Genomic DNA, 17,800 nt, shown 5'->3' with positions numbered 1-17,800 from the left:
GTTATGGAATTACCAGTCAAAAATAAGCTAAAACGCGGGCTGACTACTCGCCATATCCGTTTTATGGCCTTGGGTTCAGCAATTGGTACCGGCCTGTTTTACGGCTCGGCGGACGCCATCAAAATGGCGGGTCCAAGCGTGTTGCTGGCTTATCTGATTGGCGGCATCGTCGCCTTTATCATCATGCGCGCACTGGGTGAGATGTCGGTGAATAACCCACAGGCCAGCTCCTTTTCCCGTTATGCGCAGGATTATCTGGGGCCGATGGCCGGCTATATCACCGGTTGGACATACTGCTTTGAGATTTTGATTGTCGCTATCGCCGATGTGACCGCCTTTGGTATCTATATGGGCGTCTGGTTCCCTGACGTGCCTCATTGGATATGGGTGCTGAGCGTGGTATTGATTATCGGTGCGATCAATATGATGAGCGTGAAGGTCTTTGGCGAACTGGAGTTCTGGTTCTCCTTCTTCAAAGTTGCCACCATCATCATCATGATTTTGGCCGGTATCGGCATTATTGTCTGGGGGATAGGCAACGGCGGGCAACCGACGGGAATTCATAACCTGTGGACGAACGGCGGCTTCTTCAGTAACGGTTTTGTCGGCATGATGCTGTCGCTGCAGCTGGTCATGTTTGCCTACGGCGGTATTGAAATCATCGGTATTACCGCCGGTGAAGCAGAAGATCCGAAAAAATCGATTCCTAAAGCGATTAACTCAGTGCCGTGGCGAATTCTGGTGTTTTATGTGGGCACCCTGTTTGTGATTATGTCGATTTATCCGTGGAATCAGGTCGGCACTCACGGTAGCCCATTTGTACTGACGTTCCAGCATTTGGGTATTACTATTGCTGCAGGTATCCTGAATTTTGTGGTTATTACCGCGTCTTTATCGGCGATTAACAGCGATGTATTCGGCGTGGGCCGTATGCTGAACGGTATGGCTGAACAAGGCCACGCGCCCAAAGTCTTCGGTGCGATTTCTAAGCGCGGTGTGCCTTGGGTGACGGTGTTGGTGATGATGGGGGCAATGCTGATTGCCGTTTATCTTAACTACATCATGCCGGAAAATGTCTTTTTGGTGATTGCATCACTTGCGACCTTCGCGACCGTTTGGGTGTGGATCATGATTCTGTGTTCCCAAATCGCTTTCCGCCGTTCATTGACCAAAGATCAGGTTAAAGCATTGGATTTCCCTCTGCGCGGCGGGGTGTTTACCTCGGTTGCTGGGATTATTTTCCTGCTATTTATTATCGGCCTGATTGGTTATTTCCCAACGACGCGCATTTCGCTGTATGTCGGCCTGATATGGGTGGCCTTGCTGTTGGCGGGCTACTACCTGAAAGTGCGTTTTCAGAAAAAACAGGCTGCGTCGGTAGCATTATCTAAATAATATTTGCCGATTGAATACATCCAGAAAACCGGGCTAATAACCCGGTTTTTTTATGGGTGACGTTTTAATGCGTTCGGTTAGTTTTAGGCAGTTTTTCGATTTTTTTACAAAGAGACAAAACCCCATCTTCGACCTGCTGCGGATACTTTAAGCTGAGTGATTCAGCCACTTTACGCGCCAGCTGGCTATAAAGCTGAATACTGGCGTAAAAGGCTTGGCGGGCGCTGTCCGCATCAAATTGACCAAAGGTTTGGTGCAGCTCTTGCCATATGTGTGGTGCCAGCCACTGCGGCATATGGCTACCTTGATGCCAGGTATCTACGTCCGATGTTGATTTTGCCAGTGCTTGCCATTCCATCATCTGTAGTAATAGCTCCTTCATGGTCCAGTCTCGTAGTTTGACCGTCCATAACTCCCCACGGTACAGATACTTAGGAATATGAGCGGCTTCAAACCAGAATTCCTCGACGCTGGCCTGAAACTGTTTTTGAGTGGGCAATGGGGGTTGCTGGCTTATTCCGCTGGCGGCAGGTAACTGAGAAGCAACGCCATTTTTATCCAGTAACGCCCGATAGCCCCGCTGGTACAGCGAGTCCAGCGTTGCGGCATCGATCATGGTTTGCAGCCGCGTACTATCTGCGAGGGTAAAATCCACCTTGGTTCCATCGCGGTAGAACACCAGCCGGGTTGCCCACGCCTGATTTTCATCGGGATCGAGCGGGAGATAGGTCAGTATGTCTCCGATCTCGCCGATCCAGTCGCTGTTTTTCAGGAGATCCTGCGGTCGTTCGGCAATGATTTCAATATCGATATCCGAAAGTTCGTCGATCATCCGATCCTGACGCGCCAGCGAACCGGTCAGAATCAGTGCGGTAATATCTGAGCGCTTATTGGCCCAGTCAATAATCTTATCCAGATAATCCGCTACGCCCATGGCATTCTCCCTGTTATTTATTTTGTCATCAGCGGGCAGTATACCTGAGGTAAAGCTTGTTTCTGCTTCCTCCTCCCCCCGGCTCCTCCCTGATATTTATGCTGACAGATGAGGGGATTGCACCAGCAACATGGCATCGTTGGCATATTGAGATATTGGGTCACTTTATCGATGCTATAGGCGCTCTTGGGTCAGATCGCGCGATAATTATGCTGAATAGTGGAGAGTTATATGCTTAGTGGTTGGCATTTACCGGTTCCCCCTTACATACATTTACGTGATGACACATTACACATCAGTCTATGGTTACAGGGTGATGACTTACCGGAGCAGGTTTTTTTGCGCTGTGAGCCGGATAATGAAGAGTGGCTGCTGACGATGAAAGGTCGCGATCACGATGGTTTTCGCCGTTATCGCGGGACTTTGCCACTGCGTGAAGGGCAGCCGACTCGCCGCTATTGTTTTAAATTGCTCTGGGCCGATCGCCAGCAATGGTTTAGTCCGCTGGGTTTTTCGGTGGTGCCTCCGGCTCAGCTGGCGCAGTTTGCCGTTGATGTACCTGACTCGGGGCCGGATTGGGTTGCCGATCAGATTTTTTATCAAATATTTCCCGATCGTTTCGCCAGTAGTCAGGGCAGTCACTGCGTGCAAAACGGTAGCTATTTCCACTATGCGGCCGATTGTCCGGTGGCGCGGCGAGAGTGGGATGAGCCGCTGGAAGACATTCATGCGTCTTCCACATTTTACGGCGGGGATTTAGCCGGTATCTGCCAAAAGTTGCCTTATCTGCAAAATTTAGGGGTGACGGCGCTGTATCTGAACCCAATTTTTACCGCCCCCAGCGTACATAAATACGACACGCAAGATTATTATCAGGTCGATCCCTATTTAGGTGGTAATGAGGCTTTTCTGCAACTACGGGAAAAAACCCATAGCGCAGGCATCAAGCTGGTACTGGACGGCGTCTTTAATCACACCGGTGATTCCCATATCTGGTTTGACCGGCATCAACAGGGAACCGGTGGCGCCTGCCACGATGTCGAATCGGTTTATCGCGACTGGTTTAACTTCTATCCCGACGGGCAGGCGTTGGACTGGAAAGGCAACCGTAGCTTGCCGAAGCTGAATTTTGCCGCTGATGGCGTGGTGAATCAGATTTACCAGGCTGATGATAGCGTAGTGCGCCATTGGCTACGCCCGCCGTACAGTATCGATGGCTGGCGGTTGGATGTGGTTCATATGCTTGGAGAGCAGGGGGGGGCCAAGGGGAATCTGCGCCATTTAGCGGGAATTTATCAGGCGGCTAAACAAGAAAATCCCCAAGCTTATATTTTGGGTGAGCATTTTGGTGATGCGCGTAACTGGCTACAGGCAGGCGTTGAAGATTCGGCGATGAATTATATGGGGTTTGCGTTACCGGTTCGGGCATTTTTGGCCGGAGTTGACGTTGCTGCTCACCCGATAACGCTGGATGCGGCTGAGTGCGTTCAATGGATGGACGGCTACCGCACCGGTTTATCCCATAACTGCCAGCTACGCTTATTTAATCAGTTGGATAGCCATGATACCGCTCGTTTTATGAGTTTGCTGAAAGGCGATCAATCCCGCATGAAAATGGCCTTAGGCTGGTTGTTTAGCTGGATCGGCGTGCCTTGCCTGTATTACGGCGATGAAGTGGGATTAGACGGTGAAAACGATCCGTTCTGCCGTAAAACCTTCCCGTGGGATGAAAATCAGTGGGATCGACAACTGCTTGAGTTGAGTCAGCGCATGATTGCCCTGCGGCGAGAAAGTATAGCGCTACGGCGCGGTGGCTGTCAGGTGGTGTTCGCCAGTGGTGATTCACTGGTGTTTGTGCGCACTTACCGACAGGAGCGAGTATTGATCGCGTTGCAGCGCGGTCAGGGCGCTGAAATTAGTTTACCGGAGTCGCCGCTGCTTAATGTAGAAAACTGGCGGCGTGAGGAAGGTGATAGCCAGCTCATGTTGAATGCGCAGAATGTAAATCTGCAATTGGCTGGAGAAAGCTTCAGCCTGTGGCGCGGAGTGGGTAAGTACTGACTCTATGAGTCTGACATGAAACTAAAGCCCATAATCCACAGCGAAAAATGCCGTGGATTCAAAATAATTGAATTACAGCGACTGATTTCTCCACTTTTTTCCTTGCCGTTTTTGTCCTATGGTGAATATTCCCGCTGCTAATCATTAAGCGTCAATGCGGCAATACGAGTGGAAAAGGATAAACAATGAGCGCAACTAAGAAAACGGCATTAATTATCGGGGCATCTCGTGGGCTGGGCTTAGGTCTAGTGGATGAACTTAACCAGCGCGGCTGGTCGGTGACAGCCACGACTCGTCAGCACGCCAAAGAAACCGGTGCCAATCACTCTCGCTGGCTGGTATTGGATATTAATCAGCCGGCCAGCATTGAGGCATTTTTGCCACAGATTGCAGGGCAGCAATTTGATCTGATTTTTGTGAACGCGGGTGTAGCAGGCCCAGAGCATGAATCTGCTCTCAAGGCGACACCGGAAGAAATTCTGGCCTTATTCCAAACTAATACCGTTTCTCCTATCCGTATTGCCGAGCATTTATTGCCTTATCGCAAGCCACATAACAGCGTATTGGCGTTTATGTCCTCGCAGCTTGGTAGTATTACTAGCAATGAGAGCGGGCATAAGCCTTTGTATTCAGCCAGTAAAGCTGCGCTCAATATGATGACACGTCATTTAGTGGCAGAAACGGCGGATAATTCATTAACGGTATTGTCCTTCCATCCGGGCTGGGTAAAAACCGATATGGGCGGTGATGCTGCACCTTTAACCATTAGCACTAGCGTGCGTGGCGTGGTGGATCAGGTTGAGAAGTTAGCAGGTAAGGGCGGCCATGCTTTTATCGATTATCAGGGGCGCGCATTGCCTTGGTAACCATAAACCCCATCCATAACGGATGGGGTGTTTTATCGAACAGTCGTTCAGATGTGGGACTTTATTTCATTATCTAAATCGAAAGATATAAATAAATCTAATTTATCAATAACCTATGGCTGAACCTGCCGGGCGCCGAACATCGTTGGCACCGTAGAGATAACCTTCCCGAACTTTGCCTGAAACCGCAGAGTCATTGCCTGAATTAGCCGGCGACACGCCCGCCACGTTCGGCAAGCCCACCAGAATTAACTCGGCGGCTCCCCACGGGCTTTGTTCAACCATTTTATAGCCCATTTCCTTCAGGATTTTCAGGCTGTCAGCAGACACACCGCGTTGCTCGTAATACACCTCATCCGGTAACCATTGGTGATGAATGCGTGGCGCATCAACCGCTTCCTGCGGAGCCATACCGTGATCGATAATATTCAGCGCAGTTTGTAGTGTGATAGTGATGATACGCGAACCGCCTGGTGAACCCAGAACCATATAGATCTGACCATCTTTGGTCACTAACGTCGGGCTCATAGACGATAGTGGGCGCTTACCGGGGGCAATGGCGTTAGTCGCTCCCTGAACCAATCCATACAGGTTCTGTTCGCCGACTTTGACGGTAAAATCATCCATTTCATCATTGAGGAAGAAACCGGTACCTGGTGCGATGACGACTGCACCAAAGCGGCCGTTCACGGTATAAGTGGTTGAAACGGCGTTACCTTCATGATCGACAATCGAATAGTGAGTCGTTTCCGGTTTTTCATGAGGTTGCCTACCGGGCTGAACATTTTCTGATGGCGTGGCTTTGCCCGGCACGATTTGTTTACGAATCTCATCGGCGTAGCTTTTACTGAGCAGGCGATCGATAGGATTTTTAACAAATTCAGGATCGCCGAGGAAGGTGTTGCGGTCCATATAGGCGTGGCGCATGGCTTCGGTCAGTGTATGAATATAGGCCGCTGAGTTAAAGCCCATGCTTTTCACATCGTAACCTTCGAGAATATTCAGCGTTTCGCACAGGGTTACGCCGCCAGAGCTAGGAGGCGGGGCTGAAACAAATTTATAGCCACGATAGCTACAGGTAACAGGTGCGGTTTCGGTAATTCTATAGTTGGCAAAATCTGCCGCGGTCAGAATGCCACCGCCTTTTTTCGATGCATCTTCCACTGCCTGTGGAATTTTCCCCTGATAGAAAGCGTCAGGCCCTTTTTCTGCGATAGCTTCTAGCGTATTGGCTAAATCGGTCTGTACCAGTCTATCTCCCGGTTCAAAGGGCGAACCGTCTTTACGCAGGAAAATACGAGCAGATTCAGGATCTTCACGAAAACGCTTGGTGGTGGTATCGAGAATGTCTGTATCAGCACGCGTTAGGATAAAACCTTCCCGCGCCAGACGAATCGCCGGTTCCATCACTTGCTTACGTGTTAATTTACCGTATTTCTTCTGTGCGCTGTCCATGCCCAATACGGTTCCCGGAACGCCGGAGGCCAGATAGCCGTACAGACTGGCATCTTTAGTCACTTTACCGTCTTTATCCAGATACATATCGGCGCTGGCGGCGGCTGGAGCCGTTTCACGGAAATTGATAAAGGTGTCTGTACCATCGGCTAAATGAATGGTCATAAAGCCGCCGCCGCCGATATTCCCGCAACAAGGATTAACGACCGCCTGAGCATAGCCCACGGCCACTGCCGCATCGACTGCATTACCGCCCATTTTCAGAATATCAACGCCAACCTGAGAAGCGAGATGCTGAGAGGAAACAACCATGCCATTTTTAGCTTCCACTGCTGGCATAGAGGCTGCATGTAAGTTACCGCTAACTAACAAGGCTACGACAGTCAAAGGCATCGTCCATTTTTTTAAAAGCATACTGACTCCTGTAATGAGTTATTTTTCATAAATCTCTGACATATCTACGGGTTAAGTCCCTGGTGTTGCCGAGTATTCACAACACCTTTTGGTGCAAACATCACGCCAATTATTTATTTAATAACAAATGATTTGTTTATTAACTAACCGGTTACAGATTAGCTCGGTGCGAGCCGTTTTGCAGCGCGGAGAGCAGGACAATTAAAAGTGACGTAGAAAAATGTCGGTGGGATCACGTTGCACTAATAAGGGGCAGTAACAAGAAAAGGAGAGAGGCGATGGTGCTGGGAAAGGTATGGGCATAAAAAAACCAGTCAGCGTGAACCGACTGGTTGATATTATTCGATTAAATCAGGATTTAACCCAATTTCACTTCGGCTTGATTACAGCTTTGAAGCGTTTTTAGACAGGTATTTTGCTACGCCGTCTGGAGAAGCGCCCATACCTTCCTGGCCTTTTTCCCACTGTGCAGGGCAAACATCACCGTGTTCTTCGTGGAATTGCAGCGCGTCAACCATACGGATCATTTCGTCGATGTTACGGCCCAGTGGCAGGTCGTTAACTACCTGGTGACGAACAACACCGTTTTTGTCGATCAGGAATGAACCGCGCAGCGCTACGCCAGCATCTGGATGCTCGATACCGTAGGCTTGTTGGATTTCACGTTTGATATCAGCAACCATCGCGTATTTAACTTCGCCGATGCCGCCGTTTTCGATTGGGGTTTTACGCCATGCGTTGTGAACAAATTCTGAGTCAAAAGAAACACCAACAACTTCAACGCCGCGTTTCTGGAATTCTTCGTAACGGTGATCGAAAGCAATCAGCTCTGAAGGGCAAACGAAAGTAAAGTCCATTGGCCAGAAGAACAGGACGGCTGGTTTGCCGTTCAGGTGCTTTTTCAGGTTGAAGTTTTCAACGATTTCGCCGTTACCAAGTACAGCAGCCGCAGTAAAGTCAGGGGCTTGACGAGTTACCAGAACCATAAATTACTCCTGTTAATAGGGATGGATTAACGAGTTGGGATAAAACTTTCGTCACAGCATAGGGAGTTAGCCACAATCAATAAAGGTCTATATACCAATTGCTGTGATAGTTTCTATCTATCAATAACTTAATTTTGTATCTTTTGTCTTGTTAAGATACCCACTTTGACATAAAGAGCAAGTGACTTAAATCAAATAAGCCATACCAGACTTACCGATAGGCTAAATCTGTTTATGCTGCGCTTTGTGCATCATTTGTGGGTAGAACTGCCAGAATACCTGCTCCAGCGGTTGATAATGTTGCTCAATATCGTAAAACGAGCCAGCCAGTGCAGACAGTTTAGGACGACGATTCGCCATGCCTTGTAACACATTCGCGATAAAAGGCAGCTCGGCATAGCGTTCCAGCCAACGTTCGGGCCACAGATAAGCATTCAGATTCTGGAAACGTTCAGGCGTATGCGGGAGCTGCGGAATGATTTGCTGCTGAGCCTGCAAAATAAACGCTGGCAGAGCGATGTCTGGCACCAATTCATCCCAGTGACGTGCCAGAAAATGATCCCACAGGACATCCAGCGTGATTGGCGCAACCCGGCGAAAATCAGTGCTAAAGTAGAGCCGCGCTTGCTTAACCTGCGGTAGCGTGTCAGTCATCACATCGACACGGCGATGCATCATGATGCCAGCCACAACCTCTTGGCTATAATCATGCTGCGGATTGCCGCGAACGAAGTCGGCCATCAGATTGCCCAGTAGCGAGCTATCGGACAAACTGGCTAAATGAAGGTGAGCTAGAAAATTCATCCGCAGAGTATAATCCAAATAGCAGGTTATCTTGCTTAATTCTTGCAGCCAACCCTTGGCGGCTCTAGACTAGGCGGCCTGTTTTTGTCGTCTAAAGTGGAAAACCATGCGTGTTGCCGATTTTTCTTTTGAGCTGCCAGAGTCACTGATTGCTCATTATCCACAGCCCCAGCGTAGTGGCTGTCGTTTGCTATCGTTGGATGGCCCGAGTGGGGAGTTAACCCACGGCATTTTTACCGATTTGCTGGATAAGCTGGAAGCGGGCGACCTGCTGGTTTTCAACAATACCCGCGTGATACCGGCACGCCTTTTTGGTCGTAAGGCCAGCGGCGGCAAGCTGGAAGTGTTGGTCGAGCGAGTGTTGGACGATCATCGGGTACTGGCGCACGTTAGGGCGTCAAAAGCGCCGAAACCGGGCGCTGAGCTGCTTCTGGGCGACAATGAAAGTATCCGCGCCACCATGCTGGCGCGCCACGATACGCTGTTCGAGTTGCGTTTTGATGAAGAACAGGACGTTTTCAGTATTTTGAATGCGATTGGCCATATGCCATTGCCTCCTTATATAGATCGCCCTGATGAAGATGCCGATCGCGAACTGTATCAAACCGTATACAGTGAGCGTCCGGGCGCGGTGGCTGCGCCGACAGCAGGGCTGCATTTTGACGAGCCTCTGCTGGCTGCGCTACGAGAAAAAGGCATCGAAATGGCCTTCGTCACTCTGCACGTTGGCGCGGGGACCTTCCAGCCAGTGCGAGTAGAAAGCATCGAAGAACATATTATGCATTCCGAATATGCCGAAGTACCGCCAGAGGTTGTGGACGCGGTATTGGCATGTAAAGCACGGGGTAAAAGAGTGGTCGCGGTGGGAACGACTTCGGTTCGTTCTCTGGAAAGTGCAGCCAAAGCCTGTGAGAATGGCTTAATTGCTCCTTTCTTCGGTGATACGCGTATCTTTATTTATCCAGGATATCAGTATCAGGTTGTGGATGCGTTGGTTACTAACTTCCATTTACCTGAGTCCACGCTCATCATGCTGGTTTCTGCATTTGCAGGATATAAAAACACCATGAATGCCTATCAGCAGGCCGTGGCGGAGCAATATCGATTCTTTAGTTACGGCGATGCGATGTTTATCAGCCGTAACCCACTGGCACCGCAAGAGACGGTTAACCAGTAATTTACAGGCCACATACTTTGTGTGGTCAGGCAATAGCAACATCAGACTGTTTATCTGATGCTGGAGGTTCTGTGAAGTACGAATTACAAAAAACCGATGGGCGTGCTCGTCGTGGCCGTTTGGTCTTTGAGCGCGGCGTAGTGGAAACCCCGGCTTTTATGCCCGTGGGCACCTACGGCACCGTTAAAGGCATGACGCCGGAAGAAGTGAAAGAAACCGGCGCGCAAATCCTGCTGGGCAATACTTTCCACCTGTGGCTGCGTCCTGGGCAGGAAATCATGAAGCTGCACGGCGATTTGCATGATTTTATGCAATGGCACGGGCCGATTCTGACCGACTCCGGCGGTTTCCAGGTATTCAGCCTGGGCGCAATGCGGAAAATCAAAGAGGAGGGGGTGCATTTCAAAAACCCGATCAACGGCGATTCCGTGTTCCTTAGCCCAGAAAAATCGATGGAAATTCAATACGATTTAGGTTCAGACATCGTCATGATTTTTGACGAATGTACGCCTTATCCAGCCGATTGGGATTATGCCAAGCGTTCAATGGAAATGTCATTGCGTTGGGCAGCCCGCAGTCGTCAACGCTTTGATGAGCTGAATAATAAAAATGCCTTATTTGGTATTATTCAGGGCGGCGTTTACGAAGATTTACGTGATGTATCGGTAAAAGGACTGGTAGATATCGGCTTTGATGGTTACGCTGTGGGCGGCCTGGCGGTAGGTGAGCCAAAAGAAGATATGCACCGGATTCTTGAGCACGTTTGCCCACAGATTCCAGCGGATAAACCACGCTATTTAATGGGCGTCGGCAAGCCGGAAGATTTGGTTGAAGGTGTACGCCGCGGTATTGATATGTTTGACTGCGTGATGCCAACGCGAAATGCCCGTAACGGACATCTGTTTGTTACCGATGGCGTGGTGAAAATCCGTAACGCCAAGCATAAAGATGATACGTCGACCCTGGATGCTGAATGTGATTGCTACACTTGTCGCAATTATAGTCGCGCCTACTTGCATCATCTGGATCGTTGCAACGAAATACTGGGTGCCAGACTCAATACCATTCATAATCTGCGTTATTATCAACGCTTGATGGCGGGTTTACGTCAGGCTATTGAAGACGGTAAATTAGAGAGCTTCGTTGAAGATTTCTATGGTCGGATCGGGAAACCTGTTCCACCATTAAACGTTTGATTTAGAAATTATTAACTTGTAATTATAGATTGAACGGTTAGGATTTTGCGGTTACTAATTTTAACACACTGATGTCACACTACTGATATTGATAACAATGAGGGAATTTTAATGAGTCTTTTCATTTCTGATGCTGTCGCATCTGCAGGGGCTCCGGCTCAAGGAAGCCCGTACTCCCTGGTAATTATGCTGGTGGTCTTTGGTCTGATCTTCTACTTCATGATCCTGCGCCCACAGCAAAAACGTTCTAAAGAACATAAAAAGCTGATGGACTCTATCGGTAAGGGTGACGAAGTTTTGACCACTGGCGGTTTGATCGGTCGTGTTACTAAAGTTGCGGAAACTGGCTATATCGTTATCGCACTGAATGACACCACTGAAGTAATGATCAAGCGTGACTTCGTGGCTGCCGTTTTGCCGAAAGGTACAATGAAGGCTCTGTAATTTTCGATTTTCCCTAAGGGAACTACCGTGTTGAACCGTTATCCTTTGTGGAAGTACGTCATGCTGATCGTCGTGATTCTCGTCGGTCTGTTGTATGCGCTTCCCAACCTTTATGGTGAGGATCCGGCTGTTCAAATCACTGGCGCGCGAGGTATCGCCGCCAGTGAAACAACGCTGGACCAAGTCCGTACTGTCTTGGAAAAAGACAACATAGCGAGCAAGTCTATTGCCCTGGAAAACGGTGCAATTCTGGCTCGCTTTAAAGATCCTGATGTTCAGCTGCGTGCCCGTGAGGCATTAATGACAGCGCTGGGCGACAAATACGTGATTGCGCTGAACCTGGCACCGGCAACACCGAGCTGGCTGGCCAGACTGGGCGCTGAGCCGATGAAGCTGGGCCTTGACCTGCGTGGCGGTGTGCACTTCCTGATGGAAGTGGATATGGACACGGCGTTAGGCAAGCTGCAAGAGCAGACAATGGATACCCTGCGCAGCGATTTGCGTGAAAAAGGTATTCCTTACGCTGCGGTGCGTAAACTCGATAATTACGGCGTTGAAGTGCGTTTTCGCGATGACAAAGCCCGCGATGAAGCCATTAGCTATCTTTCTTCCCGTCACCGTGATTTAGTCATCAACTCTAACGGCAGCAATACATTAAAAGCCGTGATGAGTGACGATCGCCTGCGTGAAGCTCGGGAATATGCTGTTCAGCAAAACATTACGATTCTGCGTAACCGTGTTAACCAATTAGGTGTGGCTGAGCCATTGGTTCAGCGTCAGGGTGCCGATCGTATTGTGGTTGAATTGCCGGGGATTCAGGATACAGCCCGTGCCAAAGAGATTCTTGGTGCCACGGCAACGCTGGAATTCCGTTTGGTTAATACCAACGTTGATGGTTCTGTTGCCGCCTCTGGCCGTGTGCCGGGCGATTCAGAAGTGAAAAATACCCGTGAAGGACGCCCGGTTGTATTGTACAAGCGCGTTATCCTGACCGGCGACCATATCACTGACTCTACTTCCAGTACCGACGAATACAATCAGGCTCAGGTGAATATTTCACTTGATAGCGCCGGTGGCTCTACCATGTCCAATTTCACCAAAGACAACATCGGCAAGCCGATGGCAACTTTGTTTGTGGAATATAAAGACAGCGGTAAGAAAGATGCCAACGGTCGCGCCATTCTGGTTAAACAAGAAGAAGTTATCAACGTCGCGACCATTCAGTCTCGCCTTGGTAACAGCTTCCGTATTACCGGTATTGATAACCCGAACGAAGCTCGCCAACTGTCTCTGTTGCTGCGTGCCGGTGCCTTGATTGCGCCAATCCAGATTGTGGAAGAGCGAACTATCGGCCCAACTTTGGGTTCACAAAATATTGCCCAGGGTCTGGAAGCCTGCCTGTGGGGTCTGGCGGTATCTATCCTGTTCATGGTGGTTTACTACCGTAAATTTGGTGTGATTGCTAGTACCGCGCTGCTCGCCAACCTGGTGTTAATCGTCGGCGTGATGTCTCTGCTACCGGGGGCGACATTAACCATGCCGGGTATTGCCGGGATCGTGTTAACCCTTGCGGTTGCGGTTGATGCTAACGTACTGATTAACGAGCGTATTAAAGAAGAGTTTAAAAACGGGCGGTCGATTCAGCAGGCGATACACGAAGGGTACAAAGGTGCTTTCTCCAGTATCATCGATGCGAACGTCACGACGTTGATCACAGCGATTATTCTGTATGCTGTGGGTACCGGTTCGATTAAAGGCTTTGCTATTACGACAGCAATCGGCGTTATTACGTCAATGTTCACCGCAATAGTGGGTACTCGTGCCATCGTCAACCTGCTTTACGGCGGCAAGCGCGTTAACAAGCTGTCTATTTAAGGAGTACGTTGTGGCACAGGATTATACTGTTGAGCAACTGAACTATGGCCGTAAAGTCTATGACTTTATGCGCTGGGACAACGTGGCCTTTGGCATTTCGTTGTTGCTGTTAGTGGCATCCATTGCGGTTATTTCTGTAAAGGGGTTTAACTGGGGATTGGATTTCACCGGTGGTACGGTGATTGAAATCAACCTGGAAAAACCAGCAGATCTTGATCAAATGCGTGACACTTTGGAAAAAGCGGGCTTTGAGTCGCCAATTCTGCAGAACTTCGGTAGTACCCGTGATGTGATGGTACGTATGCCGCCTGCGACTGGTACTGCGGGTCAGGAATTAGGTAACCGTGTTATTTCGGTTATCAATGAATCTGTTGATAAGAATGCAACGGTAAAACGCATCGAATTCGTCGGACCAAGCGTGGGCAGTGATTTGGCTCAGGCTGGCGGGATGGCGCTTCTGGTGGCTTTGCTGTCTATCCTGGTTTACGTCGGCTTCCGTTTTGAATGGCGACTGGCGCTGGGGGCGGTTATCGCTCTGGCCCATGATGTGGTCATCACTATGGGAATTCTGTCGTTGTTCCAGATAGAGATTGACCTGACCATCATTGCTTCATTAATGTCGGTTATTGGTTACTCACTGAACGATAGCATCGTGGTATCGGACCGTATTCGTGAGAACTTCCGTAAGATTCGTCGCGGAACGCCTTACGAAATCATGAACGTGTCACTGACCCAGACGTTGAGCCGTACTATTATGACCTCGGCAACTACCCTGATGGTGGTACTGATGCTGTTCATCTTCGGTGGTGCGATGCTGCAAGGCTTCTCACTGACCATGTTGATCGGTGTATCTATCGGTACTGTCTCATCCATTTATGTCGCCTCTGCATTGGCGCTGAAATTGGGTATGAAACGCGAGCATATGCTACAGCAGAAAGTTGAGAAAGAAGGGGCTGACCAGCCTTCTATTCTTCCTTAACCAAAGGCGTTAGAGTTAATCTTTGGGTTAACTCCGGCGTAATAAAAAGCCCCGAGAATCGTGGACTGTAGTCCAAAATTTCGGGGCTTTTTGCTTTTAAACCACAGTGAAAGACGGTAGCACTGGTTCCTGACATCTGGAACTCGTGAAGCTGGCCAAGTTGAGGCTGAGCGGGGGCTGGTCTGAGCACTGGCGTTTTAGTGGCTAGAAACCTTTATTGAGCAGGAAGTAAAGACTCGCTTACCGCGTCTCTTTCGGCATCAGCGGCGTTAACCACCTGATGAAAACGAATATAACCTAGCTGTTCCGGTGTGAGACCGCTCAGTCGCAACTCAATGGTGTGTTCGGTTTTTGGCAAAAGAGAAGCGCTAATAGCGACGGGCTGTGACAAAACGTCCGCAGTTAATGGCTGGCCTGTCGTTGGATCCAATTGTCCCCACTCAACGTTGGCGCTCATGGCTGGGAGCGGTTGGTCTGTCAGGCTACGGATATGCAGCAATGCCTGAGATCCATTCGCTTCACTGGAGATATCGGTCAGTGAAACCCCAAGTTTGCCGACGCTGCTGTTCAACACCGCAGGCGTATTGGCAGCCGGCAACAGGTAAACGCCGTTAAGCGAGCGGCGGTTCAGCGTGTTTTGCTGCTCTACGGCTAATGCTTGATTGGTCAGGGTTTGCAGTTTTTGGCTTAGCTGGCCAACCTGATTTTTCAGCGCGGGAATCTCTGGATCCTGCGCACAACCGGCCAGTACTATCACTGCGGCCAATAAACAAATTCGAGGATAACTGGTTGTCATCATAATGATTTCCTTTTCAGTATATCTATCATCTAGCTTAGCCCCGATAAATGGGAAAGTCATTGCCAGGTCGAGGTCTTACACATAATTTCACCAATAACTGCGCAACGCTACGCAACAAATGGGCTTGAGCCTTTGTTGTCGTGGCACTTCGCGGTAAACTGTAGGCAAATTTGGGAACAATTATCAGGAACTGCTATGCATTGCCCATTTTGTGCCGCCGTTGATACCAAAGTGATTGACTCCCGTCTGGTGGGTGATGGCTCACAGGTTCGCCGTCGCCGCCAGTGTCTGGACTGTAATGAGCGCTTTACCACTTTTGAGGTCGCCGAGTTGGTGTTGCCTCGCGTGATCAAAAGTGATGATGTTCGCGAACCTTTCAACGAGGATAAGCTGCGACGCGGGATGTTGAAAGCGTTGGAAAAACGCCCCGTTAGCTCGGACGACGTTGAAATGGCCATTAGCCATATTAAATCCCAACTGCGGGCCACCGGCGAACGTGAAGTGCCAACCAAAATGGTGGGTAATCTGGTGATGGAAGCGTTGAAAAAACTGGATAAAGTCGCCTATATCCGCTTCGCATCGGTTTATCGTAGCTTTGAAGATATTCGTGAGTTTGGCGAAGAAATTGCCAGATTGCAGGACTGATTCTTTCAGAGTGGGTTCTTTCCGTAGAATTTAAGGATTAGCATGCATTCCGACCAGATTTATATGGCCCGAGCTTTTGAACTGGCGCGTTTAGGGCGATTTACGACTTCGCCAAACCCTAACGTTGGCTGTGTGATCGTTCGGGATGGTCAGATCGTCGGAGAAGGTTACCATTTTCGTGCCGGTGAACCTCATGCGGAAGTACATGCGTTACGCATGGCAGGAGACGCCGCTAAAGGTGCGACCGCTTATGTTACGCTAGAACCTTGCAGCCATCACGGGCGCACGCCTCCCTGCGCGGATGCGCTTGTCGCTGCGGGGATTCGGCGGGTTGTTACCGCGATGCAAGATCCGAATCCTCAGGTCGCAGGGCGCGGAATGTATAGGCTCAAACAGGCGGGTATCGAAGTCGTGGATGGGGTGATGCTGGCCGAAGCCGAGGCGGTTAACCTTGGTTTCCTGAAGCGTATGCGTACCGGATTTCCTTATGTTCAATTGAAAATGGGGGCGTCGCTGGACGGTAAAACCGCCATGGCATCCGGGGAAAGTCAGTGGATTACTTCTCCGCAGGCCAGACAAGACGTTCAGCGTTTTCGAGCCCAAAGTTCGGCGATTCTTAGCACCAGCGCAACGGTGCTGGCTGACGATCCTTCGCTGACCGTACGTTGGTCGGAACTGGATGCAGAAACCCAACGAATTTACCCGCAATCGGCGCTACGACAGCCAACTCGTATTATTCTGGATAGCCAGAATCGCGTTGCTCCAACTCATCAGGTGGTGCAGCAGGAGGGAAACTGCTGGCTGGCAAGAGTCAAGGCCGATCAGCAGCCGTGGCCGGATAGCGTCGAGCAGGTATTGCTCCCACATCACGGTAACGGCATCGATTTGGTCTTGCTGATGATGCTACTTGGCAAACGCCAAATTAACTCGGTCTGGGTGGAAGCCGGGCCACAGCTGGCCGGCGCATTATTGCAGGCTGGCTTGGTCGACGAACTTATCCTCTATGTCGCGCCCAAATTACTCGGTGATAGCGCCCGTGGTTTATGCCATTTGCCCGGAATGGAGCAACTTTCCCAGGCCCCCGAGTTCAGCTTTAGTGAAGTGCGGCAGATAGGCCCTGATTTACGATTACGCCTAAAACCGAGGTATTAACCCCAATTTATGGTAGGAGATTTTCCTACCGGTGGCCGTCTTGTCGGGCGTTTTACAAATGCGCAGGCGCAGGCAGCGAAAGAATATGATAGAATCCGCCCCCCTGCGGGGTATGAACCGATATTGAGGAAAGCTATGAACGTTATCGAAGGTGTTGTTGCTACTCCTACTGCCCGCGTGGCGATTGCGATTGCGCGTTTTAACAACTTTATCAATGACAGTCTGCTGGAAGGCGCAATTGATGCCCTGAAGCGCATTGGTCAGGTCTCCGACGACAACATTACCGTTGTTTGGGTGCCGGGTGCCTATGAGTTGCCGTTGGCTGTTAATGTGTTGGCAAAAACCAATCGTTATGACGCGGTTATCGCTCTGGGTACTGTGATCCGTGGGGGCACTGCGCACTTTGAGTTTGTTGCTGGTGAAGCAAGTTCTGGCTTGGCAAGCGTTGCCATGAACAGCGATATCCCTGTGGCTTTCGGTGTTTTAACCACTGAAAGCATTGAGCAGGCTATTGAGCGCGCTGGTACTAAAGCGGGTAATAAAGGTGCAGAAGCTGCCCTGACCGCACTTGAAATGATTAATGTAATCAAAGCTATTAAAGGCTGAATTTAGTTAAGT

At 49.8% G+C, this 17,800-nt stretch carries 16 protein-coding genes; 11 read left to right on the top strand and 5 right to left on the bottom strand.

Going from position 1 to position 17,800, the window contains the following annotated elements; translation table 11 throughout:
• Positions 1 to 3: 3 nt before the first annotated feature.
• Positions 4 to 1,395, top strand: coding sequence for a proline-specific permease ProY (gene proY / locus ACQ4OC_RS10595; RefSeq protein WP_064514127.1), 1,392 nt, complete (start codon positions 4 to 6; stop codon positions 1,393 to 1,395).
• Between the two features lie 64 nt (positions 1,396 to 1,459).
• On the opposite strand, the gene ACQ4OC_RS10590 is transcribed toward proY, so the two are convergent.
• Entirely contained in the window at positions 1,460 to 2,329 is an 870-nt protein-coding gene (locus tag ACQ4OC_RS10590) for an aminoglycoside 6-adenylyltransferase (protein WP_064514125.1), read from the bottom strand.
• A 231-nt stretch (positions 2,330 to 2,560) separates the two neighbouring features.
• On the opposite strand from ACQ4OC_RS10590, the gene malZ reads away from it, so the two are divergent.
• Both malZ and ACQ4OC_RS10580 read left to right on the top strand, forming a co-directional pair.
• A complete protein-coding gene (gene malZ / locus ACQ4OC_RS10585) occupies positions 2,561 to 4,390 on the top strand; it encodes a maltodextrin glucosidase (RefSeq protein ID WP_120806678.1) in 1,830 nt (609 codons plus the stop codon).
• A 185-nt stretch (positions 4,391 to 4,575) separates the two neighbouring features.
• The gene (locus ACQ4OC_RS10580; protein WP_064514122.1) at positions 4,576 to 5,256 is read left to right on the top strand and encodes an SDR family oxidoreductase; all 681 of its coding nucleotides are present in this window, start codon (positions 4,576 to 4,578) and stop codon (positions 5,254 to 5,256) included.
• A gap of 105 nt (positions 5,257 to 5,361) precedes the next feature.
• On the opposite strand, the gene ggt is transcribed toward ACQ4OC_RS10580, so the two are convergent.
• The 3 genes from ggt to ACQ4OC_RS10565 form a co-directional block, all read right to left on the bottom strand.
• Positions 5,362 to 7,125 (bottom strand): gamma-glutamyltransferase, encoded by a 1,764-nt coding sequence (gene ggt / locus ACQ4OC_RS10575; RefSeq protein WP_430971156.1) that lies wholly within the window; start codon positions 7,123 to 7,125, stop codon positions 5,362 to 5,364.
• Positions 7,126 to 7,508: 383 nt separating this feature from the next.
• Positions 7,509 to 8,111, bottom strand: coding sequence for a peroxiredoxin C (locus tag ACQ4OC_RS10570; RefSeq protein ID WP_064514118.1), 603 nt, complete (start codon positions 8,109 to 8,111; stop codon positions 7,509 to 7,511).
• 222 nt (positions 8,112 to 8,333) lie between these two features.
• Positions 8,334 to 8,915 carry an ACP phosphodiesterase gene (locus tag ACQ4OC_RS10565; protein ID WP_064514116.1) on the bottom strand — a complete coding sequence of 194 codons (582 nt, stop codon included), beginning with the start codon at positions 8,913 to 8,915 and terminating at the stop codon, positions 8,334 to 8,336.
• 106 nt (positions 8,916 to 9,021) lie between these two features.
• Here ACQ4OC_RS10565 and queA point away from each other — a divergent pair, with 106 nt between their 5' ends.
• The 5 genes from queA (at position 9,022) to secF (ending at position 14,586) form a co-directional block, all read left to right on the top strand.
• Complete coding sequence (queA, locus tag ACQ4OC_RS10560) at positions 9,022 to 10,092, top strand: tRNA preQ1(34) S-adenosylmethionine ribosyltransferase-isomerase QueA (RefSeq protein WP_064514114.1); 1,071 nt, start codon at positions 9,022 to 9,024, stop codon at positions 10,090 to 10,092.
• A gap of 71 nt (positions 10,093 to 10,163) precedes the next feature.
• The gene (tgt, locus tag ACQ4OC_RS10555) at positions 10,164 to 11,288 is read left to right on the top strand and encodes a tRNA guanosine(34) transglycosylase Tgt (RefSeq protein ID WP_049598493.1); all 1,125 of its coding nucleotides are present in this window, start codon (positions 10,164 to 10,166) and stop codon (positions 11,286 to 11,288) included.
• A 111-nt stretch (positions 11,289 to 11,399) separates the two neighbouring features.
• Positions 11,400 to 11,732 (top strand): preprotein translocase subunit YajC, encoded by a 333-nt coding sequence (yajC, locus tag ACQ4OC_RS10550; RefSeq protein WP_042527720.1) that lies wholly within the window; start codon positions 11,400 to 11,402, stop codon positions 11,730 to 11,732.
• 27 nt (positions 11,733 to 11,759) lie between these two features.
• A complete protein-coding gene (gene secD / locus ACQ4OC_RS10545) occupies positions 11,760 to 13,607 on the top strand; it encodes a protein translocase subunit SecD (protein ID WP_071889681.1) in 1,848 nt (615 codons plus the stop codon).
• A 10-nt stretch (positions 13,608 to 13,617) separates the two neighbouring features.
• A complete protein-coding gene (secF, locus tag ACQ4OC_RS10540) occupies positions 13,618 to 14,586 on the top strand; it encodes a protein translocase subunit SecF (protein ID WP_049598498.1) in 969 nt (322 codons plus the stop codon).
• Positions 14,587 to 14,800: 214 nt separating this feature from the next.
• Here secF and ACQ4OC_RS10535 read toward each other — a convergent pair whose 3' ends face one another.
• Positions 14,801 to 15,382 carry a DUF3251 domain-containing protein gene (locus ACQ4OC_RS10535; RefSeq protein ID WP_064518162.1) on the bottom strand — a complete coding sequence of 194 codons (582 nt, stop codon included), beginning with the start codon at positions 15,380 to 15,382 and terminating at the stop codon, positions 14,801 to 14,803.
• A gap of 198 nt (positions 15,383 to 15,580) precedes the next feature.
• Here ACQ4OC_RS10535 and nrdR point away from each other — a divergent pair, with 198 nt between their 5' ends.
• From nrdR to ribH, 3 genes are all read left to right on the top strand, one after another.
• Positions 15,581 to 16,030, top strand: a complete 450-nt coding sequence (nrdR, locus tag ACQ4OC_RS10530) for a transcriptional regulator NrdR (protein ID WP_049598500.1) — start codon at positions 15,581 to 15,583, stop codon at positions 16,028 to 16,030.
• Between the two features lie 42 nt (positions 16,031 to 16,072).
• Positions 16,073 to 17,182, top strand: a complete 1,110-nt coding sequence (gene ribD / locus ACQ4OC_RS10525; protein ID WP_430971155.1) for a bifunctional diaminohydroxyphosphoribosylaminopyrimidine deaminase/5-amino-6-(5-phosphoribosylamino)uracil reductase RibD — start codon at positions 16,073 to 16,075, stop codon at positions 17,180 to 17,182.
• A gap of 135 nt (positions 17,183 to 17,317) precedes the next feature.
• Positions 17,318 to 17,788 carry a 6,7-dimethyl-8-ribityllumazine synthase gene (gene ribH, locus ACQ4OC_RS10520; protein ID WP_064512201.1) on the top strand — a complete coding sequence of 157 codons (471 nt, stop codon included), beginning with the start codon at positions 17,318 to 17,320 and terminating at the stop codon, positions 17,786 to 17,788.
• Positions 17,789 to 17,800: the final 12 nt, after the last annotated feature.

Source organism: Yersinia sp. J1 (assembly GCF_050586585.1).
Classification (GTDB): domain Bacteria; phylum Pseudomonadota; class Gammaproteobacteria; order Enterobacterales; family Enterobacteriaceae; genus Yersinia; species Yersinia entomophaga.
This window is presented reverse-complemented; position numbering and strand designations above follow the sequence as displayed.